Here is a 17,335-nt window from a genome sequence, read left to right as displayed (position 1 = left end):
CCATCCGTCACGTGCCCGCATCCACATCAGTCGCCCCGCACCCGCATCCCCTCACCGCGGCCGCCCGCCTGGTGATGCTGGCGCTGGTCGCGATCCTGACCCTGATCGCCACCCGCGACGTCACCCAGCTGTGGTGGATCGCGCTTCTGGCGGTCGCCGGGCTGCCCGCCCTGCTGGCCCCGCAGCACGGCCTGATCGGGCCGCTGGGCCGGGTGGCCGAGGTCGTGGTGGTGGGCCTGGCCGCGAGCGAGGTGGCAGCTGTCGCGTCGATCGGCGGCACCGTCGACGGGCTCGGCGCCTCGGCGGTGCTGCCCTACCTGGCGGCGCCGGTGATCGTCACCGCGCTGCGCCGTCGCTTCGCCGAAGGCGGCGCGCTGCTCGCGGTGGCCGGCGCCACGCTGCTGATCAGCGGCGCGCTGACCGAGGTCGGCGGCGAGCGTCAGCTCAGCCAGGTCGGCTACCTCGCGGTCTGCGCGCAGTGGCTGATCCTGGCCGCGCTCGGGCTGTACGCCGCCGGCGCCCTGCACCGCATCATCGCCGTACGCGCCGAGAACAAGCCGCAGCCGTACGCCGAGGCGACCCGACTGCTGACCCAGCTGCGTACGGTGGCCCGGCAACTGCCCGGCGCGACGCTGGACCCGGGCGGCATCTCCGAGCACCTGCTGGACGAGCTGCGCACGGTCGCCCCCGCGGACCGGGGCGCGGTGCTGTCGGCCAGCGGAGGCGGACGGCTCGTGGTGCTCGCCCAGGCCGGCGTGGACCGGGTGGACTGGGAGACGACCCTCGACGCGGATTCGGCGATCGCCGACGCCTGGGCCAGCCAGCAGGCGCAGACCGCCGCGCGGTCGCAGTCGCGCTCGCACCGGGGCGGTGACGTCTCCGCGCTTATCGTCCCGCTGGTGGCAGGCGTACGCACGGTCGGGCTCGTGGTGCTGGAGGCCGACGCCGCGCAGGCGTACCCGCCCGCTGTGGTGTCCCGGGTGACCGCGCTGACCCAGCCGGCCGCGCTGCGGCTGGAGGCGGCGCTGCTCTTCGACGACGTCCGCTCGCTGGCCACGAACGAGGAGCGCCAGCGACTGGCCCGGGAGATCCACGACGGGGTGGCGCAGGAGTTGGTGATGGTCGGCTACGGCATCGACAACGCCCTGGCCACCGTCTTCGACGACGCGGACGAGACCGCCGAGGCGCTGCGTACGCTGCGTGCCGAGGTGACGCGGGTGATCACCGAGCTGCGGTTGAGTCTGTTCGAACTGCGCAGCGAGGTGGACCGCCAGGGTGGCCTGGCCGCCGCGATCGCCGAGTACGCTCGGACGGTGGGTGCCTCCGGCGGGCTGCGGGTGCACCTGTCGCTCGACGAGTCCACCGCGCGACTGCCCGCCGCTACCGAAGCCGAACTGCTGCGCATCGCGCAGGAGGCGGTGACCAACGCGCGCAAGCACGCCGGGGCGTCGAACCTCTGGGTGACGTGTGAGGTTGATCCCCCCTACGCGCAAATTGAAGTGTCGGATGACGGTCAGGGGATGGCTGACCAGCGCCCCGACGGGCGGTACGGTCTTGCAATCATGGCCGAGAGAGCGGAACGTATCCGGGGCCGGTTGGAGATCAGGCCGCGGCAGCCCAGCGGCACGACCGTGGCGGTAGTTCTCGGCACCTCGTCCCGGCGCGATAACGTGCGCGGTAGCGCAGCATCAGAAGGGGAGTAACCCGAGGATGACCACAAGTCCGACACCGGCCACCCGCACCAAGGTCCTCCTTGTCGACGATCATGACCTCATTCGTAAGGGCCTGCGGCACGCCTTCGAGCGTGACCGCCAGTTCGAGGTCGTCGGTGAGGCCGCCACGGCGGCAGAGGGCGTACGCCAGGCCGGCGCCCTGCAGCCGGACGTTGTGATCATGGACCTGCGGCTGCCCGACGGCAGTGGCCTGGAGGCCACGCGGGCGCTGCGCAAGTCCAGCGCGTCGATGGGCATCGTGGTGCTGACCATGTACGCGGGCGACGACCAGCTCTTCGGCGCCCTGGAGGCCGGCGCGAGCGCGTTCGTGCCGAAGACCGCCCCGGCCGACGAGGTGGTGGCCGCCGCGCGGCACGCCGCGTCCTCCCCCAGCGCGTTCACCGCGGCCGACCTGGCCGAGGCGATGAAGCGTCGGCTCGCCCCGTCCGGCCCGCAGCTCTCTCCCCGCGAGGGTCAGGTGCTGCGGCTGCTCGCCGACGGCATGAGCGTGGCGGGCATCGCCAAGCAGCTGTTCGTCAGCGAGTCCACGGCCAAGACGCACATCTCCAAGCTCTACGAGAAGCTCGGGGCCGCCAACCGGGCGCAGGCGCTGATGACCGCGCTGCGGCTGGGCCTGCTCGAGGCGCCGGACGCCCCGAAGTTCTGATCCGCGTCCGCTCGTCGAGCGGGACGCCCCACCCGAAGTCCGCGCCCGCACTCCGCCGGCGCGGACTTCGCGTATCGACCGCTGTCGGGGGCAACCTGGCGTCAGGCTATGGTCTGGCGGTGCCTGCGGGGGCACAATACCCGCGCGGGTGATGCCCGCATCGCGGACTCTAGGGGTGAGCGCATGCAGCGGCCGGACTGGGCACCCGACACCATCGACATCGAGCGCCCGAGCGTCGCGCGGATGTACGACTACTACCTGGGCGGCTCGCACAACTTCGCCGCCGACCGGGCCGCGGCCCAGGCCATGGTGGCCGCCGTCCCGGAAGCGCCCTTGATGGCCCAGGCCAACCGGGCGTTCCTGCGTCGGGCGGTGAGCCACCTCGCCGAGGCCGGTGTCCGGCAGTTCCTGGACATCGGCTCGGGCATCCCCACTGTCGGCAACGTCCACGAGATTGCCCAGCGGATCGACCCACTGTCGCGGGTGGTCTATGTGGACGTCGACCCGGTCGCGGTGGCGCACAGCCGGGAGATCCTGGCCGGCAAAGACCTCGCCGTGGTGGTGCAGGAGGACCTGCGGCACCCGGAGCGGATCTTGGAGCACCCGGACGTTCGCAGGCTGCTCGACCTGAGCCAGCCCGTGGCCGTGATGGTCGTGGCCGTGCTGCACTTCATCCCCGACACCGACCGGCCGGCGGAGCTGCTGCGCACCCTGCGCGACGCACTGGCCCCCGGCAGCTACCTGGTGCTGTCGCAGGCCAGCGACGACGGGCGCAGCGACGACGAGCGGGCCGAGGCGGAGCGGGTCTACCAGCGCACCGACAATCCCCTCTCGGTCCGCAGCCGGGCCGAGCTGACCGCGCTCTTCGACGGGTTCGAGCTGGTCGACCCGGGCGTGGTCTGGGTGCCGCAGTGGCGGCCGGACACCCCGGAGAGCGCGGAGGACGCCGAGCGTGCGGTCTTCATGGGCGGCGTCGGGCGACTCGGTGACTGAGCTGCCCGGGGCGGACGGCCACCCGGGCACCTTCGCCCGCGCCTGGGCGAAGGCGGTCTCCGGCACGAGCTATCTGCCGATGACCCAGGCCCAGTTGGAGGCTCTGCTGCACCGGTTCACCGGGCAGTTGGCCGGCGCGTTGCTCGCCGAGCCGTTCGACCTGCGGGCCGGGTACCGGGTCGGTGCCGAACTGGTCGCCGCGCACATCGCCTCCGCCGAAGGGCTGGGCCGTACCGTCGAGGTCATCCAGCTCCGCCTGGTGCGTGACCTGGGTCTGGTGGCCGAGGACGTCGAGGACCGGATGGCGCGGCTGCTGGCGGCCGTGGCGACCGGCTACGCGCGGGCGCTGCGGGACCGGACGCTCGACGAGCAGGAGTCGATCCGCCGGGCCGCCATGATGGCCCGCACGCAGGCCGAGCGGGCACTACGGGCCAGTGAGGCGCGGTTCCGCCACCAGGCCACCCACGATCCGCTCACCGGCCTGCCGAACCGGACGCTGTTCACCGAGCGGCTCACCGCCGCGCTCAACGAGCCGGGTCGCGGCGCGCAGCGCGTCGGTGTGTGCTTCCTCGACCTGGACCGGTTCAAGGTCGTCAACGACACCCTGGGGCACCAGGTCGGCGACCGGCTGCTGATCCTGGTGGCCGAGGAGCTGCGTCAGGCGCTCGGCGAGCACCTGGTGGCCCGGCTCGGCGGCGACGAGTTCGTCGTCCTGGTGGAGGGCAGCGGCGGCACCGACGACGTGGTGAAGGTAGCCGAGGCAGCCCTGGCGGCGGTCCGGACGCCGAGGTCCGTCGACGGGCACGAGCTTCAGGTCTCGGCGAGCGTCGGCATCGTCGAACGTCAGGTCGCCGGCGCCGATCCCAGTGACCTGATGCGGGCCGCCGACAGCACCCTGCACTGGGCGAAGTCGGCGGGTGGCGCGCGCTGGACGCTCTACGACGCCGAGCGCAACCGCCGCGAGCTGGCCCGGTACGCCCTCTCCGCGGCCATCCCGGCGGCCCTGGACCGCGGCGAGTTCTATCTCGACTACCAGCCGCTCACCTCGCTGCGCGACGGTCGGATGCTCGGCGTGGAGGCGCTGGTCCGCTGGCGTCACCCGGAGCTTGGCGTGCTGCGGCCGGACAGCTTCATCGGGCTGGCCGAGGAGACCGGCCTGATCGTGCAACTGGGCGGCTGGGTGCTGGCCGAGGCGTGCCGGGAGGCGGAGGCGTGGTCGGCCGGCGGTGTGCAGGCGCCGTTCGTGAGCGTCAACCTGGCGGTCCGGCAGGTCCACCGGCCCGGCCTGGTGCAGGAGGTACGCGCCCTGCTGCGGCAGACCGGCCTGCCGCCGGAACGACTCCAGTTGGAGATCACCGAGAGCACGATGATGAGCACCGCCGAGGAGCCGGTACGCGCCCTGCGGGTGCTGGCCGATCTCGGCGTGCGGATCGCCATCGACGACTTCGGCACGGGCTACAGCAACCTTGCGTACCTGCGGGACCTGCCCGTCACCGAGTTGAAGGTCGCCGGTGAGTTCGTGGCCGGCCTGCGGTCGCCTGCTGTGGGGCGTACCGACGAGCGGATTCTCGCGTCGCTGGTCTCGCTGGCGCACGCGCTGGATCTGACGGTCACCGCCGAAGGGGTGGAGACCGCCGGGCAGGCCGAGCGGTTGCGGGCGATCGGTTGTGACGCCGCGCAGGGTTGGCATTTCGGCCCGCCCGCCCCCGCCGATCGGATTCTCGCCCGGATCCGTTGACCTTCCCCGGGTGTGTGACATCTCCTACCCCACTTCGTAGACACTGTCTACAAGCCCTGGTAGACACAGGTCATGAGCGTGGAAGACGCCACCCTTCGCTCCCGGCTCGTGGCCGTCGGAGTCGACCTTGTGCTGCGTGAGGGCCAGTCGGCGGTGTCGTTGCGGGAGATCGCCCGCCGGGCCGGGGTGTCCCACGGCGCTCCCCGCCGCTACTTCCCCACCCACGTCGACCTGCTCTCCGCCATCGCCAGGGAGGGCTTCGCCGACCTCACCGCCCGGATCGAGCAGACGATGTGCGACGCCGGCCCCGACCCGCGTACCCGACTGGCGGCGCTGGGCCGGACGTACCTGGACTTCGCGGCCGAGCACCGCGGCATGTTCGAGCTGATGTTCCGGCACGACCTGCTGGCAAGCGGCCGTCTGCGGCTGCGCGAGACGAGCCTGCCGCTGTTCGACGACCTGGCCGACCTGGTGGCCCAGGTACGCCGACCGACGGACGCCCCCGTGCCCGTCCTGGCCGGCGCCCTCTGGGCCAACCTGCACGGCATCGCCCAACTCTGGGCGTGGGGCAGCCTGCCCCTGGCCACCGGCGCCACCGACGACGACGCCCTGCTGAACGCCGCCCTCGACTCCCACCTCGGCCCCGCCGCCAGGTGACCACCAACCACCCGGAGAACCCGTGCCCCTGCTGTACGACCTCACCAAGTTGACCGTCGGCGCCGCGCTGCGGCTGGGCTGGCAGCCCCAGGTGCACGGGCGGGAGCACCTGCCCCGACACAGCGGGGCGATCCTTGCCGGCAACCACCTGTCCGTCGCCGACGAACTGTTCCTGGTCACCGCGGCCCCCCGGCACGTCACCTTCTGGGCCAAGTCGGAGTACTTCACCGGGCGTGGTCCGAGCGGCTGGCTCAACAGGCGGATCGTCAACGGCATGGGTGCCATCCCGGTCGAGCGCGGCGGCGGCCGGGCCGCCCTCAGCGCCCTCGACGCCGCGGTGCCGGTGCTGCGTGCCGGCGGTCTCGTCGCCATCTACCCGGAGGGCACCCGCTCCCCCGACGGACGGCTCTACCGGGGCCGGACCGGCATGACCCGACTGGCCCGCGACGCCGAGGTGCCGATCATCCCGGTCGGAGTGCTCGGCACCGCCGAGGTGCTGCCCGTCGACGCGCGGCTGCCCCGCCGGCACCCGATCACCCTGCGGTTCGGCCCGCCGATCCAGGTCGCCGGCCGCATCCACGGGCCGCGCGACATCCGGACCGTCACCGACGAGGTGATGGCCGCGATCCAACAGCTCACCGGCCAGGAGTACGTCCCCCACCACGCCCCACCCCGGCCGGCCCGCACCTGAGTGGTGGCGGGTCAGCCGGCGAGCAGGGCCGCCATCCGCTGCGCCTGCGCCTCCCAGCGCCACTCCTGCTCCACCCAGGCCCGGCCCGCCGCACCCAGTTGGCGGGCCAGATCCCGGTCGGCGAGCAGTCGGGACACCCGGTCGGCGAGCTGGGCGACGTCCCGCCCCGGGACCACGAACCCGGTCTCGCCCTCACGGACGGCGTCCGGCGCTCCCCCGGAGTCGCCGGCCACCACCGGCAAGCCCGTCGCGGACGCCTCCAGGTAGACGATGCCCAGCCCCTCCACGTCCAGGCCACGGTTGCGGGTGCGGCACGGCATCGCGTACACGTCACCGGCCGCGTAGTGCGCCGGCAGTTCGGCCGACGGCACCGAGCCGGTGAAGACCACGTCCCGCTCCACCCCGGCCTGCCGGGCCAGCTTCTCCAACGTCGCCCGGTACGGCCCGCCGCCGACGATCAGCAGCGCCGCGTCGGGCACCCGGCGGCGGATCTCCGGCAACGCCCGGATCAGCATGTCCTGCCCCTTGCGCGGCACCAGCCGGGACACGCAGACCACCACCGGACGGTCGGCGAGCCCCAACCGGACCCGGATCGGCTCACCGTCCACCGACGGGTGGTAGGTGTCCACATCCACCCCCGGCGCCAACCGGCGCAGATCGGTCACGCCGTCGAGCACCCGGGCCAACCGGCTGCGGGTGTACTCGCCGAGGTAGGTCGTCACGTCGACACCCCTGCCGATCCGGCGCAACGCCGGACGCGCGGCCGGCAACGCCGCCCAGCCGACCTCGTGACCGTGGGTCTGCGCCACCACCCGGCGCACCCCGGCCCGGCGACGCAGGCCCGCGGCGAGCAGCCCGAGCGGTGCCGCCGCGCCGAACCACACGGTGTCACAGTCGTACGCGCGGGCCAGCCGGGCCGCCCGGCGCGCGATCAACGGGGTGGGCAGCAGCACCCTTGTGCGTTCCCGGATCACCTCGAACGGCTGGTCGGCGTCGAACTTCGCCGCACCGCGCCAGCTCGACGCGTACACCACCACCGAGCCGGGTGGCTGACGCACCGCAAGGTTGTGCACGAACGACTGGATCCCGCCGGGGCGCGGCGGAAAATCGTTTGTGATCAGCAGCGTGCGACTCATCGACCGCCCTCCCGGGCGTATGCGCGGGCGGCGGCCATCCGCTCCACTGTGGACGGGTGTGAGGCCGAGTAGAGGTATTCCCAGCGTGGCGGGTCGGGGTCGCCGAGGTTCACCGACCCGAGCCGGCGCTGCATCGACTCGAACGCCTCCGGATCACCTGTCAGCGCGAGCGCGTGCGCGTCCGCCCGTGCCTCCACCTGCCGCGACATCAGCGCCTGGGCCGGAGCCGCCACCAGACCGGCGACCGTGACCATTGCGACAAGCAACGGGAACGCGCGTGGATCGGCGACCGAGTCGACACCGGCCAGCCGCAGCAGCCGCCCCCACGAGCCGAGCAGGTAGAGCGTCACCACCGCCGCCGCGGCGCCCAACGCACCGGTAAGCGTGCCCACCGCCACGTCGGAGTTCTTCGCGTGGCCCAACTCGTGCGCCACGACGGCCTTCACCTCGGCCGGGGGCGCCTCGCGCAGCAGCGTGTCGTAGACGACGACCCGCCGGGTCGGCCCGAGACCGGAGACGTACGCGTTTACCGCGCTGGTGCGCCGGGACGCGTCGGCGACGAGCACGTCGCGCACGGGGACCCCGTCCCTGGCTGCCATGCTCATCAGCTCGGTGCGCAGCGGCCCCTGCTCCAGCGGGGTGAACCTGTTGTACACCGGCTCCACAAGCACCGGCAGCACGAACGACAACAGCACCACGAGCAGCGCCGCGCCGGCCGCCCCGAACGCCCACCACCAGCGCGGCGCGAGCCTGATGACCGCGTAGAAGCCGAACAGGACGAGCGCGCCGATCACCGCGCTCACCGCGTACGACCTGAGCAGGTCGACGGCCCAGCCACTCCAGCCGTTCGTGCTCAACCCGTACCGCGTCAGCACGCTCTGCCGCCAGGCGGCGAACGGGAGGGTGAGCAGGTCGGCGACGAGCACCACGGCGAGCCCGCCGAGCACCGCCTGCGCGATCCAGTGCCCACCGAACGGCCGGCCCGCCAGCTCGACCAGGCGGCTGCCCAGCGGGGTCAATCCCAGCGCGAGGGCGATCAGCAGCCCGACGGCGAGGGCGGCGTACCCGCCGGGTCGCAGCGCGGCCCGCAACTCCCGCCCCCGGGCCACCTGCTCGGCGGGCAGGTCACGCAGCGCGGCGAGCTGGTCGGCGCGGGGTACCGGCGGCCGGTGCCACGGGATGAGCAGCGCGGCGGTCAGCACCAGCGCCACTGTCAACCCGGCGAGCGTCAGCAGCGCCCATCCGCGCGGGGTCACCGGCGCACCGACGCGGCGACGCCGAGCGCGCCACGGACGGCTTCGCCGCCGTCGTGTCGTACCCCGCTCATCTCGCCGCTCCTCCCGCCGTGACCGCCCATCCTATGGCCCGCGAAATGCCCGCTCCGGGCGCGGTGTCGCGCTCAGGCGACGCGCCGGGAGGCGCGGCGAGCCGCGCCGGGACGCGCCGGGGCGGTCAGCACCTCCACGTCGAAGCCGGCCCGGGCGAACACCTCGATCGCCTGGACCTCGGCGGCGTCCAGGCCGGCCGCCGGGGACGCCTCGTCGAACAGAGCGGCAACCAGGCAGCCGAAACAGCCGTCACCCCGCTCCCTAGCGCACCCCTCGCAGTCGATGAGCATCGCGCCTCCTGATCGGCTCGCTGCACGCGGGCGGCGGTTTGTCGCCGCCCGAGCACCGTCGGTCACATCGACGCTATCCACCGGGTACGACAGAACCGCCCGCACCGGCCGTTGCGGACGAGATCCACTCCAGATCAGCGATATCGGGGTATCCCGACCCGACATCTCGGCCGCGGGGCAGGGCGACGTCAGGAGCGGGCGAGGCGGCGCAGCAGCGAGTCGGCCCCCAGCGGGTACGCGCCGTGCCGGCGTACCCCGTCGGCCACCTCGCGGTCGGACGACACCACCACGACCGGCCGGCCCGCCGGCTCGGCGCGGACCAACCGCCGGATCAGCTCGTCGGCCGTCTCGCCCTTGCGGGAGAACAGCACCCGGACGCCACGCGGCGCCGGAGGCAGCCCGTGCATCCGCTCCGCACCGTCGAACACGACTGTGACCTCGTCGCCGGTCTGCGCGGCGATGCCGCCCAGGCCGGTGATGAGGCGCTTGCGCTGCTGCTCCAGCGACATCTCGCCGAACCCGCGCTTGGTGACGTTGTAACCGTCGACCACAAGGTGCGCCCGGGGCAGGGCGAGCAGCTGGTCCAGCCGGGCCGGATCGTCGGTGTCGCGGGCGCGCGCGGCCGGACCGGCAGGGGCGGCACCCGGCTGCTCGGCGAACGCGTCGGCGACGAAGTCGGCGGGGAGTTTGTCCACCGGGTCGAGGGCCAGCTCGCGGCGCAGCCCGACGGCGGCCTGACCGATGGTCTCCAGCAGCAGCCAGAGCCGCGCGTCGTCGACCGAACGCGCCTCCTTCGCGCTGGCGCGGGCCACCCCGGCCGCGGCCTCCGCCTCGGCGAGCCGGGCACGGGCGCGGCGCAGCTCGGCGTCCACGTCGGCGCTGGCCCGCGCCGCCCGGCCACGCTCGGTGGCCAGCAGCTCGGTGGCCTTGCGCTCACGGGCCTGGGTCTCGCGCAGGGTACGCGCCAACTGGCGGGACTCCTCGCGGAGCTGGCCCAGCTCCTCACGGACGCGCGACAGCTCGTCGCGCAGCTTGTCGGCCTCGACGCGGGCCACCGCCCGGTCGTGCTCGGCTCGGGTGGCTCGCTGCTCGGCCTCGCGGACCAGCTCGGCGACGACAGCGCTGTCGGCCTCGGCGCGGACGGCCGCACCGCTGGCGTCGATCAACTCCCGCCAGCCTCGGGGCCGGCCCAGGTAGGCCAACGCGGCCACCTCGACAGGGTCGGCGGCGGCCGGCGCGGTGCCGTCGATAACGGCCGCGCCGAGGTCGCCGGCGTCGGCCAGCACCCGGGCGGTGACCCGCTGCCGGAAAAGCGGATCGGCGGCGAGCTGGGCGGCGATGGCCGGCGCGCCGAGGCGTGCCCGCCTGTTCGGCGCGAACTTGGCCACCCGGCGCAGCGGCACCGGCACCTCGTCGGAGGGCAGGGCGGGCAGCACGGCGGCGGTCAGCGCCACGATCCGTTGCCGGACGGGCTCGGGCAGCGTGGGCTCGGGTTCGATGGCCGGCTCACCACCCGGAGCCGACGCGGCGTCGGGGTCGGGGCCCAGGTCGGAGTCGGGGTCGCCCAGGGCACCGTCGCGCGCGACCAGATCCTCCTGCGGGAGGTGGTCGTCGTGCGGCTCGGCGAGGGGCATGTGGCAAGTCTCCCACCGTTGGTGGGCCCACCGCCCGGTGAGTGAGCCGATCTCTCATCCTAGCCCTATGGCGACCGGTGGGACGGCTGTGACGCGAGTGTCGGACCGTGGCGCTAGCGTGCCGCCGATGGCACAAGCGGAGTACGTCCAGGAGTCACTGGCCGGTCTCGACCCGGCGGTGGGCGGGGTGGACCCGGCGTTGCCCCTCTACGCGACCACCTTCGTGGTGGTCGACCTGGAGACCACCGGCGGGGCGCCCGACGGTGGCGGCATCACCGAGATCGGTGCGGTGAAGGTGCGCGGTGGCGAGCAGTTGGGCGTGCTGGCCACCCTTGTCAACCCGGGGCAGCCGATCCCGCCGTTCATCACCGTGCTGACGGGGATCACCCAGGCCATGCTGCTCCCTGCGCCGCCGATCGAGCAGGTGCTGCCGAGCTTCCTGGAGTTTCTCGCCGACGCGGTGCTGGTGGCCCACAACGCGCCCTACGACGTGGGCTTCCTCAAGGCCGCGTGCGCCAAGCACGGCTACCGCTGGCCCAACCCCCGCGTGCTGGACACGGCGGCGCTGGCCCGGCGGGTGCTGACCCGCGACGAGGTGCCCAACCGCAAGCTGGGCACCCTTGCCGCCTACTTCCGCACCGCCACCCAGCCCACCCACCGCGCGCTCGACGACGCGAAGGCCACCGTCGACGTGCTGCACGGGCTGATCGGCCGGCTCGGCGGTCACCGGGTGGACACCGTCGGCGACGCCATCGAGTTCGCCCGCGCGGTCACCCCGACCCAGCGTCGCAAGCGCCACCTGGCCGACGGGCTGCCCAAGGTCCCCGGCGTCTACATCTTCCGGGCCGCCGACGACCGGCCGCTCTACGTGGGCACGTCCGGCGACATCGCCACCCGGGTGCGCAGCTACTTCACCGCCGGCGAGAAGCGCGCCCGGATCTCCGAGATGCTGGCGGCGGCCGAGCGGGTCGAGGCCGTGGAGTGCGCGCACTCGCTGGAGGCGGAGGTCCGCGAGCTGCGGTTGATCGCCGCGCACGCGCCGCCGTACAACCGGCGGTCGAAATACCCGGAGCGGATGGTCTGGCTCAAGCTGACCGACGGGCCGTACCCCCGGTTGTCGATCGTGCGGGAGATCTCCCCCACGGACACCGCCTACCTCGGGCCGTTCACCTCCCGGCGGGCCGCGGAGCTGGCCGCCGCCGGCTTCCACGACGCCGTGCCGCTGCGCCAGTGCACCCACCGGCTCTCGCTGCGCACCGTCACGCCTGCCTGCGCGCTCGCCGAGCTGGGTCGCTGCCCGGCGCCCTGCGAGCACAAGATCACCCCTGAGGAGTACGACGAGCGCGCGGCGGCACCGTTTCGCACGGCCACCGCGAGTGACCCGCAGCCGGTGGTGGACGCGTTGCTCGCCCGGATCGAGGCGCTCTCGGCCGGCCAGCGCTACGAGGAGGCCGCAGTGGTGCGGTCCCGGCTGGCAGCGGTGCTGCGCGCCACAGTGCGGATGCAGCGGCTCGCCGCGCTGACCGGCATCGTCGAGTTGGCCGCCGCCCGCCCGGCCGCTCGGGGCGGCTGGGAGCTGGCCCTGGTCCGGCACGGCCGGCTGGCCGGCGCGGGAGTGTCCCCGCCGGGCGTCCACCCGCGACCGACGCTGACCACCATCCGGGCCACCGCCGAGACGGTGCCGGGTGGGCACGGTCCGGTGCCGTCGGCCACAGCGGAGGAGTCCGAACGTATCCTGTCCTGGTTGGAGCGACCGGAGACCCGGCTCGTCGAGATGTCCTCCGGTTGGGCCTCCCCGGCCGGTGGCGCGGGGCGCTTCCGTGACCTGCTGGCGAAGGCCGAGAGCGGAGCTTCCCACCAACTCTCGACCGAACGCTCATGACCAAGTGTCCGATCGGACTACGTCGACTCGCTTAGGCTGTTAGAGAAGTGCAGTCCTGCCCGTTTCGTGGGCCTGCTCCCGCCCGCCGGGTCCGGCGGTCGCGGAGCCGGGGTGAGGAGGTGTCCCTCGTGGACGTCGACGCCGGACACGGCGCCGCCCTGGGGGGCGCCCTGCCGACCCAGTCGGGTGAGCTGCCGCTGACCCGACGGCTGCGGGCGTTGCTCACCTGGCCGACCACCGACTCCGACCCGGTCACCCAGCTGGTCCGCACTCATCGGAGCATCCACGCCGGCACCGACCCGGCGGTGCTGCGCCGGGCGTACACGATCGCGGAGAACATGCACCGGGGGCAGTTCCGCAAGAGCGGGGAGCCGTACATCACCCATCCGCTCGCGGTGGCGCAGATCTGCGCCGAGCTGGGCATGGACACCACGACCCTGGTGGCGGCGCTGCTGCACGACACCGTGGAGGACACCCGCTACACGCTCCAGGCGCTGTCCGAGGATTTCGGCGGCGAGGTGGCCCACCTTGTCGACGGGGTAACAAAGTTCGACAAGGCGTTCTACGGCAAGGCCGCCGAGGCCGAGACGATCCGCAAGATGATCGTCGCGGCCGCCAAGGACGTCCGGGTGCTGATCATCAAGCTGGCCGACCGGCTGCACAACATGCGCACCCTCGGTGTGCGCTCCGCGGCCTCCCGCGAACGCATCGCCCGCAAGACCCAGGAGGTGCTGGTCCCGCTCTGCGACCGGCTGGGCATCCAGAGCCTCAAGCGCGAGCTGGACGACGTGGTGCTGCTGCACCTGGAGCCGGAGGAGCACGCCCGGCTGGCCCGGCACGTGCACGACCGGCCCGGCTGGGACGCGTACCTGGATTCGGTGGTGACACGGACCCGGGTGGCGCTGCGCCGCAGCCGGGTCACCGCCGAGGTCGCCCCGAGGCCCCGGCACCTCTACTCGATCTGGAAGGACACCGTTTCCGGCGGTCACACCGCCCCGTACGACCTGCCCCGCATCTCGGTGGTGGTCGACGGCCCGGCCACCGACTGTTACGCCGCGCTGGGGGCGATCCACGGCACCTGGCGACCGGTCCCCGGCCGATTCAAGGACTTCATCGCCTCGCCGAAGAACAACCTCTACCGCTCGCTGCACACGAGTGTCTGCGGCCCGCAGAACCGCACTGTCGAGGTGCTGATCCGCACCGAGGAGATGCACCGGTCGGCCGAGTACGGCATCGCCGCCGACTTCCGCTTTCCGCGCTCGGGCCGGGGCGACGCCGCGGCCCGCGCCGAGCAGTTGGACTGGCTGCGCCGGGTGCTGGACTGGGAGCCGGACGCCGCCGACCCGGCGCAGTTCCTCGAGTCGCTGCGCTGCGACCTCGCCGAGGGGCAGATCCAGGTGTTCGCCGACGGGCGTCAGGTGGTGCTGCCGGCCGGTGCCACACCCGTCGACGTGGCCTACGAGCTGGGCAACGAGCGCGGCGACCACTGCCTCGCGGCCCGGATCAACGGCCGGCTCGCGCCGTTGAGCTCGGAGCTGGACGAGGGCGACGTGGTGGAGATCTTCACCGAGAACGACGGCGACAACGGCTTCGAGGCCGGCGAGGCACGGCGGGGCCCGCGCCGGGAGTGGCTCGACTTCGTCAAGTCGCCGCACGCGCAGATGCAGATCAACCGCTGGTTCGCCGAGCACACCGAGCCGGGCATCACGATCAGCGACAAGGTCCGCCTGGGCCGGGCCACCATCGGACTCGCCCTGCGCCAGCACAATCGTGGCCTGGCCAGCGACCTGCCGTTGCTGCGGCTCTCGGAGGAGCTCGGCTACCCCGACCTGGAGACCCTGCTGGTCGCGGTCTTCGACCGGGTGCTCGAACCGGACACCGTGGTCCGCCAGCTCATCGACCTTGTCGACCATCGGCAGTGACCGGCACGGCCCCAGCGCATCCGAAAGGCATTCGTGACCACTAGCCTGGGGTCATGATCCCCCGTACCCGTGCCGCTGGTCGGGCCGTCTTCTACCAGGCTTTCTACCGGCTGCCGTTACCGGTGCGCCGACGCCTGGTCCGGCTGGCCGTGCCCAAGTACATCGTCGGCGCGGTCACACTGGTCCGTGACGTCGAGGCCACGGGCGCGGGCCGGTTGCTGCTGCTGCGCCAGCCGCCCGGCAGGGGTTGGTCCCTCCCCGCCGGCCTGCTCAACAAGGGTGAACCGCCGGTGGTGGGCGCTGCCCGCGAACTGTTCGAGGAGTCCGGCATCCGGCTTCCCCCGTCGCGGCTGCGTCCCGCGGTGCCGAACGCGATTGTGCACGCCAAGGGCTGGGTGGACATGGTCTTCGAGGCGGAGGTGCCGGCGTCGGAGACCGCCCTCGCTGTCGACGGCGCGGAGGTCTTCGAGGCCGCGTGGCACCCGCTTGACGACCTGCCGAAGCTGACCTGGCCCACCGCCCGGCTGCTCGCCTACTACGACATCGGGCCGCTGGCCGGGCAGTTCCCGCCGCCGATTCCCGACGACGCGCCATGACTGTGGCGGGCGGGCCGGCGGACGTCTGCGCTGTGGTGCTGGCCGCGGGCGAGGGCACCCGGCTGCGCCCGCTCACCGAACGGGTCCCCAAGGCCCTCTGCCCGGTGGGCAACGTGCCACTGCTGGACCGCGCGTTGGCCCGCTTGGCTGGGCTCGGCCTGGCCGGCCCCGACCGTGTCGCGGTGAACGCCTGCTACCTCGCCGACCAGGTGGTCGGGCACGTCGGCGAGCGGGCGTACCTGTCGGTGGAGCCCGGTGACCCGCTCGGCACCGCGGGCGGGGTGGCCAACCTGCGGGACTGGATCGCCGGGCGGCCGGTGCTGGTCGGCAACGCGGACGCGTACCTGGCCGACCCGGCCGCTCCCCCCGGCCCCGACGTGGCCGCGCTGCTGGCCGACTGGGACGGCCAGGGGGTACGCCTGCTCGGTCAGCCCGCCGCGAACCCGACGGCCCCGGGCACATTCGCCGGGCACTGCTTCACCGGCTTCTCGCTGCTGCCCTGGCGGCTGGTCCGCGACCTACCTGTCGTCTTCTCCGACCTGGTCCGAGCCGTCTGGCGGCCGGCCGAGGCGGCCGGAGCGTTGGAGGTGGTGCCCTATCCGGGCGTCTTCTACGACACCGGCACCCCCGCCGACTACCTGGCGGCGAACCTGCACGCCGCCGCCGGCGGCACCCTTGTCGACAGGTCGGCCACTGTGACCGGCCGGTGCCGGGAGTCGGTGGTCGGCGCCGGCGCGCGGGTGTACGGCGACGTGTGCCGCACTGTCGTCTGGCCGAGCGCGACGGTGCACCCGGGTGAACGGCTGCACGACGCGATCCGCTGCACCGACGGCGGCACCGTGCCGGTCACCGCGGACGGTTGAGCGGCGCGGGCTCCCGTCTCCGGGCACGATGTGAACATCTAGCATGGGCGACGACGCCGACGAACGGAGAAACGTGCCGTGATCACCGCCATTGTGCTGATCGACTGCGCCACCGATGCGATCCCCGAGGTGGCGGAGACCCTGGCCAACCTTCCCGGCGTCAGCGAGGTCTACTCGGTGGCCGGGCACGTCGACCTCATCGCCGTGGTCCGGGTACGCGAGTTCGATCAGATCGCCCAGGTCATCGCGGGCAGCATCTCCAAGGTGCCGGGTGTGCTGAACACCGAGTCGCACATCGCGTTCCGGGCGTACTCCCAGCACGACCTGGAGCAGGCGTTCGCGATCGGCCTGGCCACCGCCGACTGATCCGTTCGACTCCGCCGCAAAGCGGGTCCAGACGCACGGCGGCCGGTCCACCCACACGGATGGACCGGCCGTCTGCTGCCGCTACGTCAGCTCACGCTCGGAGCCGGCGTTTCGGTGATGCCGCCGCCCGGAGCCGGCGACTCGGTGGTGCCGCCCGGAGCCGGGGACTCGGTGCCGGTGCCGCCCGGAGCCGGCGACTCAGTGCCGGTGCCGCCCGGGCTGGGCGTACCGCTGGCGCTGGTCTGCGGGACCGGGATGCCAAGCTGGTTGGCGAGCTGGACCAGCTCGTCGTAGTGCGCCTGCAATGTCGGCAGGGCGGTCTGGGCCAACTGGACCACCGACTGCTCGGAGCCCTGCGAGATCTCCGTCTGGGTGGCCTGGATGGCCTGGACGTGGCCGGCCAGCTCACTTGTCACCCAGAGCCTGTCGAACTCGGCGCCGCTGACGTTGTTCAGCTTGTCGATGACCTTCTGCTGGTCGGTGGTGGGTTCGTTCGGCAGTTGGACGTTGAGCTGCGACGCGGTCTGCTGGACCGTCTGGTCCAGAGACGTGTGGTCGGTCTTCAGCATCGCGCCCAGGTCCTTGACCCCCTGGTCCTGGCCCTTCTGCTCAGCCAGGTCACCGGCGGTGATTTCGAACAGGTTCACCTGGTGCAGAGCCTGCAGGTACTGGGTGTCCTGCGTTGACGGCTGTGCCGCGGCCTGCGCGGCCGCGGCTGGCGCGACACCGACAAGCACCAGCGCGGCCAACAGGCCGAGGCGTTTGATACCCAACATGCTTCCCCCCCTAGAGACGTTGGACCGCACGGATACCCGGCTCACCGGGGTTATTCCTGCGATCGCCCGTCGCGTGGGGTCGAC

16 protein-coding genes are annotated in these 17,335 nt (G+C 73.0%); 11 read left to right on the top strand and 5 right to left on the bottom strand.

What is annotated here, in order from left to right; all coding sequences use genetic code 11:
- The first annotated feature begins 11 nt into the window (after window positions 1-11).
- The 6 genes from F4558_RS04290 (at window position 12) to F4558_RS04265 (ending at window position 6,458) form a co-directional block, all read left to right on the top strand.
- Window positions 12-1,703 (top strand): sensor histidine kinase, encoded by a 1,692-nt coding sequence (locus F4558_RS04290; protein WP_053658000.1) that lies wholly within the window; start codon window positions 12-14, stop codon window positions 1,701-1,703.
- Window positions 1,704-1,710: 7 nt separating this feature from the next.
- Window positions 1,711-2,379 carry a response regulator transcription factor gene (locus F4558_RS04285; RefSeq protein ID WP_007072219.1) on the top strand — a complete coding sequence of 223 codons (669 nt, stop codon included), beginning with the start codon at window positions 1,711-1,713 and terminating at the stop codon, window positions 2,377-2,379.
- A gap of 183 nt (window positions 2,380-2,562) precedes the next feature.
- Complete coding sequence (locus F4558_RS04280; RefSeq protein ID WP_167943266.1) at window positions 2,563-3,372, top strand: SAM-dependent methyltransferase; 810 nt, start codon at window positions 2,563-2,565, stop codon at window positions 3,370-3,372.
- 79 nt (window positions 3,373-3,451) lie between these two features.
- On the top strand, window positions 3,452-5,110 hold the full coding sequence (locus tag F4558_RS04275; RefSeq protein ID WP_231640128.1) for a putative bifunctional diguanylate cyclase/phosphodiesterase: 1,659 nt from the start codon (window positions 3,452-3,454) through the stop codon (window positions 5,108-5,110).
- Between the two features lie 72 nt (window positions 5,111-5,182).
- Window positions 5,183-5,767 carry a TetR/AcrR family transcriptional regulator gene (locus tag F4558_RS04270; protein WP_167943265.1) on the top strand — a complete coding sequence of 195 codons (585 nt, stop codon included), beginning with the start codon at window positions 5,183-5,185 and terminating at the stop codon, window positions 5,765-5,767.
- Between the two features lie 22 nt (window positions 5,768-5,789).
- Window positions 5,790-6,458, top strand: coding sequence for a lysophospholipid acyltransferase family protein (locus tag F4558_RS04265; protein ID WP_167943264.1), 669 nt, complete (start codon window positions 5,790-5,792; stop codon window positions 6,456-6,458).
- Window positions 6,459-6,469: 11 nt separating this feature from the next.
- Here the strand turns inward: F4558_RS04265 and F4558_RS04260 are convergent, their stop codons facing one another.
- From F4558_RS04260 to F4558_RS04245, 4 genes are all read right to left on the bottom strand, one after another.
- Window positions 6,470-7,594, bottom strand: coding sequence for a glycosyltransferase family 4 protein (locus F4558_RS04260; RefSeq protein ID WP_167943263.1), 1,125 nt, complete (start codon window positions 7,592-7,594; stop codon window positions 6,470-6,472).
- A complete protein-coding gene (locus F4558_RS04255; protein ID WP_167943262.1) occupies window positions 7,591-8,850 on the bottom strand; it encodes a M48 family metallopeptidase in 1,260 nt (419 codons plus the stop codon). Before F4558_RS04255 ends, F4558_RS04260 begins: the two co-directional genes overlap by 4 nt.
- Window positions 8,851-8,993: 143 nt before the next feature.
- Entirely contained in the window at window positions 8,994-9,212 is a 219-nt protein-coding gene (locus F4558_RS04250) for a hypothetical protein (protein WP_053657986.1), read from the bottom strand.
- Between the two features lie 188 nt (window positions 9,213-9,400).
- Window positions 9,401-10,846 (bottom strand): NYN domain-containing protein, encoded by a 1,446-nt coding sequence (locus F4558_RS04245; protein WP_167943261.1) that lies wholly within the window; start codon window positions 10,844-10,846, stop codon window positions 9,401-9,403.
- 127 nt (window positions 10,847-10,973) lie between these two features.
- Between F4558_RS04245 and F4558_RS04240 the strand changes: the two genes are divergently transcribed.
- From F4558_RS04240 to F4558_RS04220, 5 genes are all read left to right on the top strand, one after another.
- Window positions 10,974-12,728: a DEDD exonuclease domain-containing protein gene (locus tag F4558_RS04240; RefSeq protein WP_053658311.1), complete on the top strand. Its 1,755-nt coding sequence runs from the start codon at window positions 10,974-10,976 to the stop codon at window positions 12,726-12,728.
- 128 nt (window positions 12,729-12,856) lie between these two features.
- Window positions 12,857-14,650 carry a RelA/SpoT family protein gene (locus tag F4558_RS04235; protein ID WP_167947229.1) on the top strand — a complete coding sequence of 598 codons (1,794 nt, stop codon included), beginning with the start codon at window positions 12,857-12,859 and terminating at the stop codon, window positions 14,648-14,650.
- Between the two features lie 53 nt (window positions 14,651-14,703).
- Complete coding sequence (locus F4558_RS04230) at window positions 14,704-15,246, top strand: NUDIX hydrolase (RefSeq protein ID WP_053657981.1); 543 nt, start codon at window positions 14,704-14,706, stop codon at window positions 15,244-15,246.
- Window positions 15,243-16,109: a nucleotidyltransferase family protein gene (locus F4558_RS04225; protein ID WP_167943260.1), complete on the top strand. Its 867-nt coding sequence runs from the start codon at window positions 15,243-15,245 to the stop codon at window positions 16,107-16,109. The genes F4558_RS04230 and F4558_RS04225 overlap by 4 nt, the downstream gene beginning before the upstream one ends.
- Before the next feature lie 78 nt (window positions 16,110-16,187).
- On the top strand, window positions 16,188-16,475 hold the full coding sequence (locus tag F4558_RS04220) for an Lrp/AsnC family transcriptional regulator (protein WP_053657977.1): 288 nt from the start codon (window positions 16,188-16,190) through the stop codon (window positions 16,473-16,475).
- Window positions 16,476-16,561: 86 nt separating this feature from the next.
- On the opposite strand, the gene F4558_RS04215 is transcribed toward F4558_RS04220, so the two are convergent.
- On the bottom strand, window positions 16,562-17,251 hold the full coding sequence (locus F4558_RS04215; RefSeq protein ID WP_053657976.1) for a DUF4142 domain-containing protein: 690 nt from the start codon (window positions 17,249-17,251) through the stop codon (window positions 16,562-16,564).
- Window positions 17,252-17,335: the final 84 nt, after the last annotated feature.

Source organism: Micromonospora profundi, assembly GCF_011927785.1.
GTDB classification, from domain to species: domain Bacteria; phylum Actinomycetota; class Actinomycetes; order Mycobacteriales; family Micromonosporaceae; genus Micromonospora; species Micromonospora profundi.
Note: the sequence above shows the minus strand (reverse complement) of the source record. Positions and strands in the feature narration are given on the sequence as shown.

Bases quoted from the DNA above. Each gene is read 5' to 3' on its own strand.
- F4558_RS04285 (WP_007072219.1), top strand. From the start codon at position 1,711: ATGACCACAAGTCCGACACCGGCCACCCGCACCAAGGTCCTCCTTGTC.
- F4558_RS04280 (WP_167943266.1), top strand. From the start codon at position 2,563: ATGCAGCGGCCGGACTGGGCACCCGACACCATCGACATCGAGCGCCCG.
- F4558_RS04275 (WP_231640128.1), top strand. From the start codon at position 3,452: ATGACCCAGGCCCAGTTGGAGGCTCTGCTGCACCGGTTCACCGGGCAG.
- F4558_RS04270 (WP_167943265.1), top strand. From the start codon at position 5,183: ATGAGCGTGGAAGACGCCACCCTTCGCTCCCGGCTCGTGGCCGTCGGA.
- F4558_RS04260 (WP_167943263.1), bottom strand. From the start codon at position 7,594: ATGAGTCGCACGCTGCTGATCACAAACGATTTTCCGCCGCGCCCCGGC.
- F4558_RS04250 (WP_053657986.1), bottom strand. From the start codon at position 9,212: ATGCTCATCGACTGCGAGGGGTGCGCTAGGGAGCGGGGTGACGGCTGT.
- F4558_RS04245 (WP_167943261.1), bottom strand. From the start codon at position 10,846: ATGCCCCTCGCCGAGCCGCACGACGACCACCTCCCGCAGGAGGATCTG.
- F4558_RS04240 (WP_053658311.1), top strand. From the start codon at position 10,974: ATGGCACAAGCGGAGTACGTCCAGGAGTCACTGGCCGGTCTCGACCCG.
- F4558_RS04230 (WP_053657981.1), top strand. From the start codon at position 14,704: ATGATCCCCCGTACCCGTGCCGCTGGTCGGGCCGTCTTCTACCAGGCT.
- F4558_RS04225 (WP_167943260.1), top strand. From the start codon at position 15,243: ATGACTGTGGCGGGCGGGCCGGCGGACGTCTGCGCTGTGGTGCTGGCC.
- F4558_RS04215 (WP_053657976.1), bottom strand. From the start codon at position 17,251: ATGTTGGGTATCAAACGCCTCGGCCTGTTGGCCGCGCTGGTGCTTGTC.